Raw genomic sequence first — 16227 nt, forward strand, 5'->3', positions numbered from 1 at the left:
CTGATTGACCCGGGATCTTCCCTGGATCCGCGCCGCACTGGTGCTGGTTGTGCCCGATATCGACGATCCGAAGACGCGCGAGCGATTGCAGCAGGCCGTCACCCATGCCCTCCTGACGACCGGACGTCATTGGCGCCGGGCCGCCAACACGGTTGGGGAGACACATGGCCTGTCCGACGCGACCGCGCACCCGCTCATCATCATCGGCCGGATGGCCGAGGAGCCGCGCCAGAACGTCCTGGCTGAAGCCGTCGGCATCGAGGGGCCGTCCCTGGTGCGCCTCCTCGACCAGCTCGCTGCCGCCGGGCTGGTGGTCCGCCGCGCGGATCCCTCCGACCGCCGTGCCAAGGTGCTCGGCCTGACCCCGCGCGGCCGTCAGATCTTCGAGCGGATCGAGGCCGAACTCACGACCCTGCGGGCCTGCGTCTTCGCGGAGATCGGTGATGGCGACCTGGAGGCGAGCCTCCGGGTCTTCGCGGCGCTTCAGCGCTACGGCCGCGCATCCACCGCGCCCGAGCAGGAGCCCGAATCGTGACCGTTCCCGGGTGGCGCGACTGGGCCTTCGCGCTGAAGACCTACGCGGCGGCGATGCTCGCCCTGTACCTCGCGCTCTGGATCGACCTGCCGCGGCCCTACTGGGCCCTCGGCACCGTCTACATCACCAGCCAGGTGCTGTCCGGCGCGACGCGCTCGAAGGCCGTCTACCGGGTCTGCGGCACGGTGCTCGGCGCCGCGATGAGCGTCGTGCTGGTGCCGAACCTCGTCAACGAGCCGATCCTGCTGAGCCTCGCGATAGCGCTCTGGGTCGCCCTCTGCCTCTACGTCGCGCTCCTCGACCGCACGCCCGCGAGCTACCTGCCGATGCTCGCCGGCTACACGGCGGCGCTGATCGGCTTCCCGGCCGTCGACGATCCCGGCGCGATCTTCGACACCGCCGTGGCGCGCGCCGAGGAGATCTCCCTGGGAATCCTCTGCGCCAGCCTCGCCGCCACGCTGGTGCTGCCGCAATCGGCCGCGCCGGTCATCGTCGCCCGGCTGAACCTCTGGCTGGACGAGGCCCGGACGTGGACGCAGACCGCCCTCGCGGCGGCCGGCGCGCCGAATGCCGGCGACGCGGATGAGGACCGGAACCTGCGCCTGCGGCTCGCCTCGGACGCGATCGGGCTCGATGCCCTCGGGCTGGCCCTGCGCAACGAGGCCACAGGCGCGGAGCGCGCCGCGGCGGCCTTCGCGCCGCTCCGCCAGCACATGCTGATGGTCCTGCCGATCGTCGCGGCGGTGGCCGATCGCGTCGCGATCCTGGAGCGGGAGGGTGCCCTCCCGGCACGGGTCCGGGTCTTCCTGTCGGACCTCGCCGGCTGGCTCGCCGACGACGGCGACGATCCGGAGGGCGCCGCGCAGCTGCGCAGCCGGATCGACGGGTTCGAGCCGACTCTCGGCCGTAACCCCGACTGGACCACGTTGCTGCTGGCGAGCCTCTCGGTTCGCCTGCGCGACGTGATCGACCTGCGCCAGGACCTGCGGGCGCTCCGCCTCCACCTCGCGGCCGGCACGGCGCCGCGGGCGCCCCTCGCCTTCGCGTACACGGCGCGGGTCAGGACCGTCCGTCACCGCGACCACGGGCTCGCGGCCTTCTCGGCATTCGGGGTATTCGTGGGCCTGCTGGTCTGCTGCGCCGTGTGGATCGCGACGGGCTGGCCCGACGGCTCGGCGGCTCCGATGATGGGGGCGGTCGCCTGCTGCCTGTTCGCCGCGCAGGACGACCCCGCGCCGCAGATCCTCAGCTTCACCAATTCGGCGATCGTCGGCGCCATCGGCGCCGGTCTGTACCTGTTCGCGGTGCTGCCGCTCGCCACCACCTTCGAGATGCTGGCCCTGGCGCTGGCGCCCGCCCTGATCCTCTGCGGCCTGATGATGACCCAGCCCCGCTTCGCCCCGATGGGCATGGGCGCGGCCCTCAACGGGGCGACCCTGCTGGCGCTCCAGAACGGCTACAGCGGCGACTTCGCGCCCTTCGCCAACAGCGTGGTCGCCTCGGTGGTCGGGATGTGGATCGGCGCGGTCGTGACCCGGCTGATCCGCTCGGTCGGCGCGGGCTGGAGCGCACGCCGGCTGGTGCGGATCAACCGCCGCAGCCTCGCGGCCGCCGCGGACGGGCGCGGCACCGGGCACGGGCTCGAACTCGCGGCCCTGATGCTCGACCGCGCCGGCCTGATTGCCCCGCGCCTGGCGACGCTGCCCGCCGAGGCGTCGGTCGCGATGGGCGACCTCCTGGCCGACGTGCGGGTGGGCATCAACCTCGTGGAGGTCCGGCGGGTGCGGCGGCAACTCACGGGCGCAGCCCGCACCGCCGTCGATCACGTCCTGGCGCTGGCGGCGCATCAGCTGCGTCGCCGGACGGGCCGCGGCGAGGCCGATCTCCTGGCCGCTCTGGACGATGCCCTCGATGCCGTTGCGGGGGTGACGGCGTCGCCGGAGCGTCGGGCCAGTCTGATCGGTCTCACCGGCCTGCGCCGGGGCGTGTTCCCCGATGCGCCGGCCTACCGGGCCGCGCCGATGCCGGATCAGCGGGAGATGGCGGCATGATGGGCGAAATCGACCTCTACGGCGTGTTCCTGCCGGGGCTGGCCCTCTGGATGGCCATCGCCTTCGCGCTCAGCGTGCCGCTCCGCCGCCTCCTCGCGGCGAGCGGGTTCTACCGCCTCGTCTGGCACCGGCCGCTCTTCGACCTCGCCCTTTACGTCGTCCTGCTCGGCGGCGTCGTGACCCTCGCCCACCGGACCCTGCAATGACTGCCCTTCTCTCCGTCCTCGGCCGCGTCCTGGTCACCCTCGGCATGGTGGCCGCGGCGCTGATCGTCGGCGTCGGCCTCTGGGACTACTACATGGACGCCCCCTGGACCCGTGACGGGCGCGTCCGTGCCGACGTGGTGGCGGTGGCGCCCGACGTGTCCGGCCTCGTCACCGAGGTGCTGGTGGAGGACAATCAGGTCGTGCGGAAGGGCGACGTCCTGTTCCGGATCGATCCGGACCGGTTCCGCCTCGGGCTGCGGCAGGCGGAGGCGATGGTGGAGGGCCGCAGGGCCACCGCCGAGCAGACCGCGGCCGACTACGCCCGCTACAGCAAGCTCTCCGACGCGGCGGTGTCGCAGCAGAAGGTCGAGGCCGCCAAGGCGGCCGACCTGTCCGCCGGGGCCGCCTACGAGCAGGCCCTGGCGGATCGCGACCTCGCCAAGCTCAACCTGGAGCGTTCGGCTGTGCGGGCCTCGGTCAACGGCCGCATCACCAACATGGAGCTGCGGCCGGGGGCTTACGTCACCACGGGTCGCGGGGTCATGGCGCTGATCGACAGCGACACCGTCCGGATCGAGGGCTATTTCGAGGAGACCAAGCTGCCGCGGATCCGGGTCGGTGCGCCCGTCACCGTCCAGCTGATGGGCGAGGACGGTGTGCTCCGGGGCCGGGTGGCGAGCATTGCCGGCGGCATCGGCGAAACCGGCCGCAGCGACGCGACCAACCTCCTGGCGAACGTGAATCCGACTTTCTCGTGGGTGCGCCTCGCCCAGCGGATCCCGGTGCGGATCACCCTCGACGGCGGCACGGCGGATCCGCGGCTGGTGAGCGGCCGGACCGCGACGGTGTCGATCACCCCGGCGGGCGGGGAAACCCTGCGCTGGCCCTGGACCGCGTGGCGCGAGGCGCTCGCCCGCTGAGGCGGCTGCCGAACCATCCCGGGGCAGCCGGGTTGGCCTGACACCACGATTCAGGAGGTACCATGTCGAAGACGATCCTCGCGCTGGCCACGTCCCTCGTTCTCGCCACATCCGGCGCGGCGCTGGCGCAGGCGCCCCATACGGGCGGGGCCGACCAGGGCAACGTGAACAAGTCCGGCGCGGTGGGCGGCACCGGAACCGGGACCATGGAGCGCACCGGCTCCACCGGCGCCGGCATGGCGCCCGGCACCAGCGGCGGCCCGCGCGTCAGCACCCCGGGCGCGCCCGCCGGCAGCAGCTCGGGCAACGGCACCACCGGGAGCGGCGCCGCGCCGAGCGGCCGGTAAGGCGCGCCGGCTCTCCCTCCCCCCTTCGCGGTGGTAGGGAGAGCCCGTCCGATCGCGATGCGTATCCAGTCGAGGCCGTGGCCTCAGGCGCCGAGCCCGCCCACGCACAGGTACTTGGTGTTCAGGTAATCCTCGATGCCCTGGTACGAGCCCTCGCGGCCGAGGCCGGATTCCTTCACGCCGCCGAAGGGCGCCACCTCGGTGGTGATGATCCCCTCGTTGATCCCGACCATGCCGTATTCCAGCGCCTCCGCGACCCGGAAGGTGCGGCCGAGATCGCGGGTGTAGAAGTAGCAGGCGAGCCCGTACTCGGTGTCGTTGGCCATGCGGATCGCCTCCGCCTCGTCGCGGAAGCGGAACAGCGGCGCCAGCGGCCCGAAGGTCTCCTCCCGGGCCACCGCCATGGCGGGCGTGGCGCCAGTGATCACCGTCGGCTCGAAGAACTGGCCGCCCAGCGCGTGGCGGTGTCCGCCCGCCACCACCCGGCCGCCCTTCTCGACGGCGTCGCGGATATGCGCCTCGGTCTTCTCCACGGCCGCCATGTCGATCAGCGGCCCCTGGGCGACGCCGTCCTCGACGCCGTTGCCGACCTTCAGGCGGTTGGCCGCCTCGGCCATCTTCTCCGCGAAGGCGTCGTAGATCCCGTCCTGCACCAGGAATCGATTGGTGCAGATGCAGGTCTGGCCGGAGTTGCGGTACTTGGCGAGCATCGCGCCGGCGACCGCCCGGTCGAGATCGGCGTCGTCGAACACGATGAACGGCGCGTTGCCGCCGAGCTCCATCGACACCTTCTTCACCGTGTGGGCGGCCTGCTCCAGCAGCACCTTGCCGACCTCGGTGGAGCCCGTGAACGTGATCTTCTTGACGAGCGGGTTGCCGGTCATCTCGGCGCCGATCGCCCGCGCCGAGCCGGTGAGGATCGAGACCGTGCCGGCCGGGAAGCCGGCACGCTCGCACAGCACGCCCCAGGCGAGGCCCGAGAGCGGGGTCTGCGAGGCGGGCTTGATCACGATCGGGCAGCCGGCGGCGAGCGCCGGGGCGATCTTGCGGGCGATCATCGAGGACGGGAAGTTCCACGGCGTGATCGCCGCCACGACGCCCACCGGCTCCTTGGTGACGAGGATCTTGCGGTCACCCCAGGGGGAGGGGACCACGTCGCCGTAGACGCGGCGCGCTTCTTCCGCGAACCACAGCACGTAGGCTGCCGACATGGCGACCTCGCCGCGGGACTCGGTCAGCGACTTGCCCTGCTCGGCGGTGAGGATCTGCGCGAGATCCTCCTGATGCTCGGTCACGAGCGCCGCGAGCTTGCGCAGCAGCACGGCACGCTCGTTGGCGGTCTTGGCGCGCCAGGCCGGGTAGGCCTCGTGCGCCGCGCGGATCGCCTGGCGGGTCTCCTCGGCGCCGGCATTCGGCACCTTGGCGATCAGCGCGCCCGTCGCCGGGTTGGTGACGTCGATGCTGCCGGACCCGGCCTTCGACCATGCGCCGCCGATCAGGCAGGCATCGACCAGCAGGGCGCGGTCCTTCAGGGAGGGGGTCTCGAACTCAGGCATCCAACGGTTCCTTCGGCGGCCGCGGCATGTCGGGCTGGGACATGCCGGGCCGCGGCTTGAGAGGCACGCTCTGGGCCGTATTCCTCGCCTGCGCCTCGGCTTTTGTCTCGAAGACATGGGGAGCCAGGTCGCGGCTCGCCAACGAGGCGCCGAGTTTCAATCGCAAGAACGCGCTCGTGGTATACCGGGACGCGGTCTCGTAATAGCGGTTTTCGAGATAGGCGATCGCCGAGAAGTAGGCGTCGCTCACCGTCGGGTCGATCTCGAACCCGTCGTAGTTGGCGATCAGGTGGACCTTGCGGCCGATCTCCTGGCAGGCGCGCTCGTATTCGCGGCGCACCAGCTCGACGTCGTCGATGGTCCGGACCTGGAAACCTTCGAGGTTCGAGAACAGGATGTTGCGCTCCGGGTCGTAGCTGATCCGCTCCGACAGCGAGAGGCCCAGCAGCCAGGGCTCCAGCGCCATCACCGACTCGCGGAACAGGCGCGGATCCATCGGCTGCGGGTCTTGCACGATCGGCGTGAAGCCCATCTGGCCCAGGATGTCGCGCGCGATGTCGATCCCCGGCGCGACCTCGACCAGCTCCATGCCGGCCCGGGTCCGGCGGAACACGCAGCGCTCGGTCACGTAGAGCACCGGCTGGCCGCGCTCGGCCGCGTAGGACCCGGAGAAGGTCACCTGCTCCACGGCGGCGATGAATTTTCGCGAGCGGCCCTCGCTGAGGATCCGGATGCCGCCGTCTTCCACCGCCACCTTGAGGCCGTCGGCCGTGAAGGTGCCGGCGAAGACGAGGCTCTTGGCGTTCTGCGAGATGTTGATGAACCCGCCCGCACCCGCGAGCTTCTTGCCGAAGCGGCTGACGTTGACGTTGCCCTCGGCGTCGCACTGGGCGAGGCCCAGGCAGGCGAGGTCGAGGCCGCCGCCGTCGTAGAAGTCGAACTGCTGGTTCTGGTGCAGCACCGCGGCCGGGTTGAGGGCGGCGCCGAAATCGAGCCCGCCCTGCGGCAGGCCGCCGATCACGCCCGGCTCGGCAGTCAGCGTCAGGTATTTCAGCACCCGCTCCTCGGCGGCGACCGCCGCGACGCCCTCGGGCATGCCGATACCGAGATTGACCACGCCGCCCGGCGGCAACTCGAAGGCGCAGCGCCGGGCGATGACCTTGCGGGTATCGAGCGCCATCGGGGCGATCCGGTCCAGCGGCACGCGCTGGCGGCCCGTGAAGGCGTGGTTGTAGGGCGTGCCGTAGGTCTGGCGGTGGTTCTCGGGCTGGCTGAGCACCACGCAATCGACCAGCACGCCCGGCACCTGCACCTCGCGCGGGTTGAGCGAACCGGCCTCGGCCAGCCGCTCGACCTGGGCGATGACGAAGCCGCCGGAATTCTTCGCCGCCATGGCGGCGGCGAGGTTGTCGAGGGTGAGCGCCTCGCGCTCCATGGTGATGTTGCCGGCGGGATCGGCCGTGGTGCCGCGGATCAGCGCGACGTTGACCGGGAAGGCATTGTAGTGGAGCCAGGATTCGCCGCCGAGCTCGACCACGCTGACGAGGTCTTCCTGCGTGACGGCGTTGAGCTTGCCGCCCTCCAGCCGCGGGTCGACGAAGGTGCGCAGGCCCACCTTGGTGATGTGGCCGGGGGTATGGGCGGCGATCTCCCGGTAGAGGTGCGAGACCACGCCGAGCGGCAGGTTGTAGGCCTCGATCTCGCCCGCCACCGCCATGGCGCCGAGCTTCGGCACGAGCGCCCAGTGGCCGCCGACGACGCGGCGGACGAGGCCCGGGATCGCGAGGCGGTTGAGGCCGCGCTCCTTGCCGTCGCCGGGGGCGGCGGCGAACATCAGGCCGATCCCGTGCGGGCCGTTGCCGGCCTCGAAGCGACGGGCGAGTGCCAGGATCAGCTCGTCGGGCGTGCCGATCCCGACGAAGCCCGACACCGCGACCATGTCGCCGTCCTGCAGGATGGCGACCGCCTCGTCGGCGCTGACGATCTTGTTCTTCAGGCTGCCCATGGATTGGTCCTCGGCGGCCGGACCGCGCGCCTTTCCCTCCCCCGTCTCCGGGCTACGACATTCACACATCGCTGGCCGAGACGCGCTCTCCTCCCCCCTGCGGGGAGGAGTTGGAGGTGGGGGTGGTGCAGGATCGAGCGGTGCGGTGCCTCCTGCACCACCCCCACCCCTGACCCCTCCCCGCAAGGGGGAGGGGAAACGCGCTTATTCCTCAAACGCGTGGGGTCCGGCAGAGATGCGGGAATCCGGTAGCCCTCCTCTGCAGAGGAGGGGAGGGACGTCGCGCTTCGTGAGGACCGATCAGCGAGCATTCGACCCCCGCTTGCCCAGCCAGTCGGCAATGCCGGAGCCCAGCAGCTTCTGTGCCTTGCCGCCGACGAACACGCCGACATGGCCGCCGGGCAGCCCCATCTCGGTGTAGTCGGTGGTGCCGATCTTATCTTTCAGCGCCTGCGAGGTGGCCGGCGGGATGATGTGGTCGTCCTGGGCGAAGACGTTCAGCACCGGGCAGGTGATGGCCTTCAGCTCCACCCGCCGGCCGCCGAGCTCGAAGGAACTCTGAACCAGCTTGTTGTCCTGATAGAGGTCCTTCAGCCACTGCTTGGCGGCCTCTCCGGGATGGTCCGGCCGGTCGGCGATCCACTTCTCCATGCGGAGGAAGTTCAGGAACTTCTTCTTGTCGTCGAGGGCGTCGAGCAGGTCGAGGTTGTACTTCGTCATGGTGCGCATCGGCGTCATCATCGAGAACACCGAGCCCATGAAGGCCCCGGGCAGAGACCCCTGCGCCTCGATCAGCCGGTCGACATCCTCGGGCGTGAGCGAGCGCGTCCAGACGTTGATGAAGCCGTGGCCGGCCCGGTTCTCCCGCGTGTCGGCGTGGAAGTCGATCGGCGTGATGGTCAGCACCATCGCGTTGACGGTCTCGGGGTAGAGCGCCGCGTAGCAGGTGGTGAAGACACCGCCCTCGCAGATGCCGAGCAGGCTGATCTTTTCCCGACCGGCCGCCTCCTGGATGAAGGCGACGCACTCGGCCAGATAGCCGTCCACGTAATCGTCGATGGTGACGTAGCGGTCGGCCCGGCCCGGATTGCCCCAATCGACCACGTAGAGGTCGAGGCCGAGATTCAGGAGGTTGCGGACGAGCGAGCGGTCCTCCTGCAGGTCGGCCATCGTGTAGCGGCCGATCAGGCCGTACACGATCAGCACCGGCGGCAGACCCCTGCTCTCGGCGAGCGGCCGGTAGCGGTAGAGGCTGACCTTGTCCTGGCTCCAGACCAGATCCTTCGGCGTGGTGGCGATCTCGACATCCGCGTCGCGGACCTCCGCGAACAGCTTGGCGCCGGCGCTGATGCGCTGGCCGAGCGTGCCGACCTCGGCCAGCATCTCGGCCGGGGTGAGGGCGAGCGGCGCGGCCGGCGCCTTCAGGCTCTCCTGATCAGCCATGAGCGTCCTCCCCGGCCTGTGAACCGCCCGCCTTCGAGATCTTGCCGGCCTGCCGTCGCTCGCGGCGCAGCGCCCGGACCTCGCGGCGCAGCTCGGTCAGGCTCTTGTGGACGTCGTCGAGCTCGGCCCGGGTCGGCTGGCCGTAGAACTCGGACAGGAAGGCCGCGACGTCCTGCTGGGCGAGCCGGAGGTCGGTGGAGGCCCGCAGCACCGCCCGCTGCGAGGCCAGGAATTTCTCCGAGCGCTGGACCTCCAGAAGGACCGTGTTGGCGGTCTCGATCCAGCGGGTCATCATGTCCCGGGCGGAGGTGAAGCTCTCGCCCCGCTCGGCGCGGGCATTGGCCTCCTGGGCGAAGGTTCCGGCAGCCCGCGTCCAGGCTTCGAGCATCACGGCCTGATGCTCGCTCTGCGCCCGCCGCAGCGTCGTCCAGGCGGTGAACAGGGCCGCGTAGCGCCGCTCGGTCTGCCACAGGTCGGCGAGCTGTGGGCCCTCGGACATGCGGGTCAGCGCGGCGTCGAACTCGCCCGAGCCGCCGAGCCAGGCCTGCGGATCGAAGATCCGGGCGAGCACCGCGCCCGCGGTCGGGTCAGGCGCACCGGGGCCGCCCTGGAGCGATCGCGTCAATGTCTGCGAGAGGGCGCTGGCGGCGGTCCAGGCCTCGGTCAGCTTGGCTTGGGCGGCGGCGAGAGCCGCGAGGTCGCCCCCCGGGAAACTCGGCCAGCCGAAGCCGGGCGCGGCCTGCCCGGCGCCCGGGGTGAAGAAGCCCGCGCCGGCCCGGGTCCAGAACTCGCCCATGGCCCGGAACGCGTCGAACTGGTCCATGCTGGCGTTTCTCCTCACAGCCCCGAGGCTGAAAACGTCGCCTCCGTCTTTGCGAGCGGAGCGAAGCAATCCAGCAGCGCCACGTTCGACAACCTCGCGCGACCCTGGGTCACTTCGCTGCGCTCGTGATGACGGAGCCGGCGACCCGTGTTCACGCCGCTGGCCGTGCCTCCCCGAGGGCCTCGGCGTAGATCTTGAAGGCGTCGTCGTAGGTGACCTCGCGCGGATTGTTCACGAGGAGCCGCGTCTGCTTCATCGCGTCGGCGGCCATGCGCTCCAGATCCTGCCGGGCGACCCCGACCTCGGCGAGCGAGGCCGGCACCTTGCAGTCGCGGCAGATCGCGTCGAGGCTGTCCACGAAGTGCTTGGCGGCCTCGGCCGGCGGCAGATCCGCCGCGGCGGGATCGAGGATCGGCGCCAGCTCGGCGTAGAGTGCCTCCGCGTGGGAGAGGTTGAAGCGCATCACCCCCATCAGCACGAGGGCGTTCGAGAGCCCGTGCGGCACGTGGAAGATCGCGCCGACCGGGTAGGCGAGCGCATGCACCGCCGCCACGGGGGCGTTGGCGAAGGCCATGCCGGCGAGCATCGAGCCGAGCAGCATGCCGGAGCGCGCCTCGAGGTTCTTGCCGTCCGTGCAGGCCGTGCGGATGTTGGCCGACAGCAGCGCCAGCGCCTGCTTGGCGAGCTGGTCGGAGATCGGGTTCTTCTTGTTCTTGCTGGTGAAGGCCTCGATGGCGTGGACCATGGCGTCGATGCCGGTGGCGGCCGTCACGTGCGACGGCAGGCCGAGCGTCAGCTCCGGGTCGAGCACCGCCCAGTCGGGCAGGAGCTTCGGCGCGACGACGCCCTTCTTCTCGGTGGTCGGCGTGGTGACGATCGAGATCGGCGTCACCTCGGAGCCGGTGCCGGCGGTGGTCGGCACGAGGATCAGCGGCAGGCGGTCGCCCTTGGCGAGGCCGACGCCGTAGATCGAATCCAGCGGCTCGTCCGACTTGGCGAGGTAGGCCACGAGCTTGGCGGTATCGAGCGCCGAGCCGCCGCCGATCGACAGGACGAGGTCGGTCCCGAGCTCCCGGGCGCGCTTCGCCGCCGCCTCGATCACCGTGGAGGGCGGGTCGGCGACGACATCCTCGTAGACGTCGAGGGTGACGCCGGCGTCCGCCAAAGCCGCCTCGGCGGCCTTGGTGAGGCCGGCGCTGCGCACGCCCTTGTCGGTGACCAGCAGGACGCGCTTCGCCCCGAAACTGCCGACGATCTCGGGCAGCTTCTTGGCGGCGCCGGCCTCGAACAGCACGTTCGGCGTGGTCTGAAAGGTGAACGGGTTCATCGCGCTTCCCTGTCTTGCAAGCCGAGTCTCTGCGAGGCCGGGGTCACTCGGCGGGCTCGAAATCCTTCACCTTGGCGCGCAGCTCGTCGACCAGCACGCGGGTGTTCTCGGAATAGTCGATCGGCACCGCCACGAGGTGGACGCCGCCCGCCGCGAAGGCCCGGTCCAGCGTCGGCACGAGGTCGTTGACCGACTCGACGCGGTGGCCGGTGGCCCCGTAGGACTTGGCGTAGAGCACGAAGTCCGGGTTGTTGAAGGTCATGCCGTAATCGGCAAACTTGTCGACCGCCTGCTTCCAGCGGATCATCCCGTAGGCGGAATCGTCGAGCACCAGCACCACGAGGTTGAGCTTGAGCCGGACGGCGGTCTCCATCTCCTGGCTGTTCATCATGAAGCCGCCGTCGCCGCACACGGCCATCACGCGCCGCTTCGGGTAGAGCATCGCCGCCATCATGGCCGAGGGCAGGCCCGCGCCCATGGTGGCCAGCGCGTTGTCGAGGAGCAGCGTGTTGGCGACGTAGGTGCGGTAGTTCCGGGCGAACCAGATCTTGTACATCCCGTTGTCGAGGCAGACGATTCCGTCCTCGGGGATGACCCGGCGCACGTCGCGCACGAGGCGCTGCGGCGTCACCGGGAAGCGGTCCTCGCCGGCCCGGTCGCCGATATGGCTGAGGATGTGCTCGCGCAGGTGCAGCAGCGCGCCGGCGTTCGGCAGCTTGCCGTCGAGCTTGTCGGCCAGGAGCTTCAGCGTCGGCCCGAGGTCGCCGACCACCTCGGCGTCGGGGTAGTAGACCTGCTCGACATTGGCCGGCATGTAGCTGATGTGCAGGACCTTCTGGTCGGCCTGGCCCATGAAGAAGGGCGGCTTCTCGATCGTGTCGTGTCCGATGGCGATGATCAGGTCGGCCTTGTCGATCGCCTCGTGGACGTAGTCGCGCTCGGACAGAGCGGCGGTGCCCATGTAGAGGTCGGTCCCGCCCGCGACCGTGCCCTTGCCCATCTGGGTGGTGAAGAACGGGATGCCGGTGCGCTGCACGAAGCCGCCGAGCTCGCCGGTGGCGCGGGGGCGGCTCGCGGCGGCGCCCAGCATGACCAGCGGGCGCTTGGCCCCGAGGATCATGGCGGCGGCGCGCTCGATCGCGGCCGGATGGGCGACCGGAATGTCGATCGGGTGGGAGGGGACGAGGTCGGCCTCGGCCTCCTCGGCGGCGATGTCCTCGGGAAGCTCCAGCAGCACCGGGCCGGGCCGCTCCTCGGTGGCGACCCGGAAGGCGTCGCGCACGATGGTGGGGATCGAGGAGGCGGAGACGATCTGCCGGGCCATCTTGGTGATCGGCTTCATCGACGAGATCACGTCGACGATCTGGAACTTCGCCTGGCGCGAGGTCAGGATGCCCTTCTGGCCGGTGATGATGATCATCGGCATGGCGCCGAGATGCGCGTAGGCGGCCCCGGTGGAGAAGTTCAGCGCGCCCGGGCCGAGCGTCGAGAGGCAGACGCCCGGGCGGCCGGTGAGGCGGCCGTGGGTGGCGGCCATGAAGCTCGCCGCCTGCTCGTGACGGGTGAGGACCAGCTCGATCTTGGAGTTGCGCAGGGATTCGACGACGTCGAGGTTCTCCTCCCCGGGAATGCCGAAGATGCGGTCGACGCCCTCGTTCTCGAGCGCCGCGACGAGGAGATCTGAACCCTTGGGCATGCGAAGTCTCGCTGATGCAACGGCGTCCCGGAAGCGCCCCGAGCAGTTCCGGCCCTTCGATCGCGAGGCCGTGAACGGCACAGGACGAGGGATCACCCCCCGAATATTCGGTTCGTTAGAGGGCTCGCCTGTAGAGTGGTCAAGGGCCGTCCGGGCCCGAGAAGTCACAGAGCCGGCCGGATGCTAACGCGTGGAACTCTGCCCCGGCTCGGGGCGGATGACAGTGCGGTCGAGCCCGTCTTGCATGCCACGTTGGGATATCGATGGACCGCATCGGAAGCGACAAGACTGCGCCGGAGGACCGGGACACTGATGCTCCGGGCGTGGAAGCGGTGCTCGCGCCGGTCGCAGACTTTCCGCGGATCGACCTCCGCATGGGCGTCGAGGCCTGGGACAAGCGCCGCAGGGCCGGCAAGCGGCTGCGCGCCGAGGTGCCCCATGCGAGCCAGGCCACGCTGGCCTCCGATCCGGACCGGCCCGACCCGATCGCCCTGATCGAGGCCGCCCATAAGGGTCGCCAGCCGCACCTGATCCCGCTGCGGGTCGCCCGGATGGCGAGCTCGCCCTTCGCGTTCCTGCGCGGGGCCGCCCACGTCATGGCCTGGGACCTGTCGCGCGGCCCGCGCAGCGGCATCAACGTCGTGATGAACGGCGACGCGCACACCGACAATTTCGGCCTGTTCGGCACGCCCCAGCGCGACATCGTCCTCGACCTCAACGATTTCGACGAGGTCACGATCGGCCCGTGGGAATGGGATCTGAAGCGGCTCGCCGCCGGGCTCGCGGTCGCCACCGCGGATGCGGGCGCACCGGCGAGCGAGCGGCGCGCCGCCGTCATGGAGGCGGTCTCCGCCTACCAGCACACGATGCGCCGCCTCGCGCCGCAGGGCTCCCTCGACGTCTGGTACCAGACCACGCGCGCCGACGCCCCGGACATGGCCGGGCTTCAGATGGACGCGGAGGCCCGGGCCGTGGTCCGGCGTGCTGTCGACAAGGCACGGCGGCGGAACAACCGCAGCCTCCTCGCCCAGGTGGCCGAGCGGCGCACCGACGGCAGCTGGCAATTGCAGACCGATCCGCCGATCCTGACGCCCGTGGACGAGGCGACCCGCGAGGGCGTCGTCACCGGCCTGGAGCGCTACGCCGAGACCCTGCCGCGCGAGCGGCGCTTCATGCTCGACCGCTACCATGTCGTCGATGTCGCCCACCGCGTCGTCGGTGTCGGCAGCGTCGGGACCCGGGCCTACCTGGCGCTGCTGTTCGGCAATTCCGACGCGGACGCGCTCTTCCTCCAGGTCAAGGAGGCGGTCCGCCCGGCGCACGCGCCGTACCTGCCGGGCGTGCCGGCCCCGTTCTCCGGGCACGAGGGCGAGCGGGTGATCTACGGCCAGCGCCTGCTCCAGGCGGTGGGCGACCCGCTGCTGGGCTGGACCAGCATCGCGGGCCGGCCGTTCTACGTGCGTCAGATGAAGAACCTGAAGGGCGCGATTCCGCTGGCGCGGATGTCCGGCGCGCCGCTTCTGACCTTCTCGTATGCCTATGGGACGCTGCTGGCCCGTGCCCATGCCCGAACCGGGGATGCGGCGGCGATCGCCGGCTATTGCGGCAGCGGCAAGCACCACGACCTGAGCGGGGCGATCGCCGACTGGGCCGCCGCCTACGCGGAGCGCAATGCGGCCGACTTTGCCCTGTTCCGCGCGGCGATCGCGAGCGGCCGCCTGGAGGCCGCGGACGATCCCTGCCTGTGAGCGCGGGGCTCAGATGATGCCGGGGGCCGGCGGCTCGTGGGCCAGCCGGACCAGGAGATCCCTCAGCCAGCGGTGAGCCGGGTCGTGGTCGTAGGAGGCGTGCCAGAGCATCGATACGGCCACGTCGTCGAGGGGCACCGGCACGGGGCTGACGCTGAGCGCCAGGGCACTGGCGAAGGAGGTGGCGAGCCGGGCGTGCATCGTGGCGATAACCGGCGCCGCCCGGACCATGAACGGCACGACGAGGAAGCGCGGGGTCGTCACCGCCAGGGTGCGCGAGCGCCCGATCAGCGCGAGGGCGTCGTCGACCACCCCGTGGGCGGTCTCGCGCAGGGACGTCAGCACGTGCGGGAAGCGCAGGTAATCGTCGAGCGCGATCGGCGGCTGGAGGCCGATCAGCGCGGCGTTGAACAGCACCACGTAGCTGTCCCGGTAGAGGAGGCGCTGCTTATGGTGGAGCTGCCCCTCCGAGAACAGGCCGATGGCGAGATCGACCCGGTCGGCATCGAGTTCGTCGAGGATCCGGGTCCGGTCGATCGAGCGCAGCAGCAGCCGGATGCCGGGCGCGTCCCGCCGGAGCTGCGCGATCAGGCGCGGGCCGAGCAGCGCCTCGACGCTGTCCGGCAGGCTCACCGTGAAGGTGCGCTCGACGGTGGTGGGATCGAACTGCTCCTCCCGGTGCACCAGCGCCTGCACCTGCCGGAGGGTGGCGCGCAGCGGCTCGGCGATCTTGAGGGCCCGGGGCGTCGGCCGCATTCCGTCCGGTGCCCGGGTCAGGAGCTCGTCGTCGAACAGCCGCCGCAGGCGGGCCAGGCTCGAACTCATCGCCGATTGGCCGATCCCGACCCGCGCGGCGGCCCGCGTGACGCTGCGCTCGTCGAGAAGCGCGTCGAGGGCGACCAGCAGATTCAGGTCGATCCGGCTGAGATCGATATGGTCGATGGCCACGGGCGACGCGATCGGTGAGGGCTCGGATGCCCGACATAGCAGACGTAGCCGCTTCCCCGTCATTTCCGGGATCAGGGTGCGCCGACATGCCAGGATTCCGCTCCGACGGCGGCTCCTGGGCCGTTGCCGCTCGTGCTGCAACGGTCTGAAAGGCGGGGCCCTCCGGTCGGGACATCCGCGCCCTACCCCCTCTCCCGTGCGGGAGAGGGGGCCCGCGCCGCGCGCTCACGCGTCGCGACGTCCCATCGCTCCCCGATCTTGACAATGTTCCTATTTTGTGCTTCCTAGCCGCACCTGCCCACGGCGCTTCGGGAGCGATCCCGCGGCGTCCTTCGGGGGCTCGTCCGGTGGCTGACCGGGCGGGTCCGTGGGTGAGGGCGGTGCCTGCGTCGGTGGCTCTCAGCCGCCATCGCCCCGGGCGGCGAACCGGTACGGGGCGTGTCTCGGTGGCGGGCGTGAGACCGGGCGGTGCTTTGCCCGGCGGGTGCGGAAATGCCCCCGCGCCGACCCGCTTCTGGGCTGACCCTGAGCGACCTGCGGACCCGCCCACGACGAGGCGGGACGGCTGGAAGGCCACGGCGCTGATAGCGGGTTCCGGAGGTGCGTGCGCCTCGCAGAGACC

13 protein-coding genes are annotated in these 16227 nt (G+C 70.9%); 6 read left to right on the forward strand and 7 right to left on the reverse strand.

All coding sequences use genetic code 11. The features are described 5' to 3' along the window. Positions 1 to 49 precede the first annotated feature (49 nt). The 5 genes from BLT59_RS23100 (at position 50) to BLT59_RS23120 (ending at position 4059) form a co-directional block, all read left to right on the forward strand. Complete coding sequence (locus BLT59_RS23100) at positions 50 to 535, forward strand: MarR family winged helix-turn-helix transcriptional regulator (protein WP_091786154.1); 486 nt, start codon at positions 50 to 52, stop codon at positions 533 to 535. Beyond that, complete coding sequence (locus BLT59_RS23105) at positions 532 to 2586, forward strand: FUSC family protein (RefSeq protein ID WP_091786082.1); 2055 nt, start codon at positions 532 to 534, stop codon at positions 2584 to 2586. The genes BLT59_RS23100 and BLT59_RS23105 overlap by 4 nt, the downstream gene beginning before the upstream one ends. Then, positions 2583 to 2792, forward strand: a complete 210-nt coding sequence (locus tag BLT59_RS23110; RefSeq protein ID WP_091786085.1) for a DUF1656 domain-containing protein — start codon at positions 2583 to 2585, stop codon at positions 2790 to 2792. The genes BLT59_RS23105 and BLT59_RS23110 overlap by 4 nt, the downstream gene beginning before the upstream one ends. Then, positions 2789 to 3712, forward strand: coding sequence for an efflux RND transporter periplasmic adaptor subunit (locus BLT59_RS23115; RefSeq protein ID WP_091786088.1), 924 nt, complete (start codon positions 2789 to 2791; stop codon positions 3710 to 3712). Before BLT59_RS23110 ends, BLT59_RS23115 begins: the two co-directional genes overlap by 4 nt. 62 nt (positions 3713 to 3774) lie before the next feature. After that, the gene (locus BLT59_RS23120; RefSeq protein ID WP_091786091.1) at positions 3775 to 4059 is read left to right on the forward strand and encodes a hypothetical protein; all 285 of its coding nucleotides are present in this window, start codon (positions 3775 to 3777) and stop codon (positions 4057 to 4059) included. 83 nt (positions 4060 to 4142) lie between these two features. On the opposite strand, the gene BLT59_RS23125 is transcribed toward BLT59_RS23120, so the two are convergent. From BLT59_RS23125 to BLT59_RS23150, 6 genes are all read right to left on the reverse strand, one after another. Beyond that, complete coding sequence (locus BLT59_RS23125; protein ID WP_091786096.1) at positions 4143 to 5615, reverse strand: NAD-dependent succinate-semialdehyde dehydrogenase; 1473 nt, start codon at positions 5613 to 5615, stop codon at positions 4143 to 4145. Further along, positions 5608 to 7620, reverse strand: a complete 2013-nt coding sequence (locus BLT59_RS23130) for an acyl CoA:acetate/3-ketoacid CoA transferase (RefSeq protein ID WP_091786099.1) — start codon at positions 7618 to 7620, stop codon at positions 5608 to 5610. The genes BLT59_RS23125 and BLT59_RS23130 overlap by 8 nt, the downstream gene beginning before the upstream one ends. A gap of 300 nt (positions 7621 to 7920) precedes the next feature. Then, positions 7921 to 9063, reverse strand: coding sequence for a class III poly(R)-hydroxyalkanoic acid synthase subunit PhaC (phaC, locus tag BLT59_RS23135; protein ID WP_175544106.1), 1143 nt, complete (start codon positions 9061 to 9063; stop codon positions 7921 to 7923). Further along, positions 9056 to 9886 (reverse strand): poly(R)-hydroxyalkanoic acid synthase subunit PhaE, encoded by an 831-nt coding sequence (locus tag BLT59_RS23140; RefSeq protein ID WP_091786102.1) that lies wholly within the window; start codon positions 9884 to 9886, stop codon positions 9056 to 9058. Before BLT59_RS23140 ends, phaC begins: the two co-directional genes overlap by 8 nt. Before the next feature lie 151 nt (positions 9887 to 10037). After that, positions 10038 to 11213: an iron-containing alcohol dehydrogenase gene (locus tag BLT59_RS23145; RefSeq protein WP_091786106.1), complete on the reverse strand. Its 1176-nt coding sequence runs from the start codon at positions 11211 to 11213 to the stop codon at positions 10038 to 10040. Between the two features lie 43 nt (positions 11214 to 11256). Next, positions 11257 to 12909: an acetolactate synthase large subunit gene (locus BLT59_RS23150; RefSeq protein WP_091786109.1), complete on the reverse strand. Its 1653-nt coding sequence runs from the start codon at positions 12907 to 12909 to the stop codon at positions 11257 to 11259. A 263-nt stretch (positions 12910 to 13172) separates the two neighbouring features. On the opposite strand from BLT59_RS23150, the gene BLT59_RS23155 reads away from it, so the two are divergent. Next, positions 13173 to 14657: a DUF2252 domain-containing protein gene (locus BLT59_RS23155; protein WP_091786112.1), complete on the forward strand. Its 1485-nt coding sequence runs from the start codon at positions 13173 to 13175 to the stop codon at positions 14655 to 14657. Positions 14658 to 14666: 9 nt separating this feature from the next. On the opposite strand, the gene BLT59_RS23160 is transcribed toward BLT59_RS23155, so the two are convergent. Continuing rightward, entirely contained in the window at positions 14667 to 15605 is a 939-nt protein-coding gene (locus BLT59_RS23160; RefSeq protein ID WP_091786115.1) for a LysR family transcriptional regulator, read from the reverse strand. Positions 15606 to 16227 lie beyond the last annotated feature (622 nt).

This window comes from Methylobacterium sp. UNC378MF (genome assembly GCF_900103195.1).
In the GTDB taxonomy this organism is placed as follows: domain Bacteria; phylum Pseudomonadota; class Alphaproteobacteria; order Rhizobiales; family Beijerinckiaceae; genus Methylobacterium.

Excerpts from the sequence above, each read along its gene's own strand:
- BLT59_RS23110 (WP_091786085.1), top strand. The coding sequence starts at position 2,583 with ATGATGGGCGAAATCGACCTCTACGGCGTGTTCCTGCCGGGGCTGGCC.
- BLT59_RS23115 (WP_091786088.1), top strand. The coding sequence starts at position 2,789 with ATGACTGCCCTTCTCTCCGTCCTCGGCCGCGTCCTGGTCACCCTCGGC.
- BLT59_RS23120 (WP_091786091.1), top strand. The coding sequence starts at position 3,775 with ATGTCGAAGACGATCCTCGCGCTGGCCACGTCCCTCGTTCTCGCCACA.
- BLT59_RS23125 (WP_091786096.1), bottom strand. The coding sequence starts at position 5,615 with ATGCCTGAGTTCGAGACCCCCTCCCTGAAGGACCGCGCCCTGCTGGTC.
- BLT59_RS23130 (WP_091786099.1), bottom strand. The coding sequence starts at position 7,620 with ATGGGCAGCCTGAAGAACAAGATCGTCAGCGCCGACGAGGCGGTCGCC.
- phaC (WP_175544106.1), bottom strand. The coding sequence starts at position 9,063 with ATGGCTGATCAGGAGAGCCTGAAGGCGCCGGCCGCGCCGCTCGCCCTC.
- BLT59_RS23140 (WP_091786102.1), bottom strand. The coding sequence starts at position 9,886 with ATGGACCAGTTCGACGCGTTCCGGGCCATGGGCGAGTTCTGGACCCGG.
- BLT59_RS23145 (WP_091786106.1), bottom strand. The coding sequence starts at position 11,213 with ATGAACCCGTTCACCTTTCAGACCACGCCGAACGTGCTGTTCGAGGCC.
- BLT59_RS23150 (WP_091786109.1), bottom strand. The coding sequence starts at position 12,909 with ATGCCCAAGGGTTCAGATCTCCTCGTCGCGGCGCTCGAGAACGAGGGC.
- BLT59_RS23155 (WP_091786112.1), top strand. The coding sequence starts at position 13,173 with ATGGACCGCATCGGAAGCGACAAGACTGCGCCGGAGGACCGGGACACT.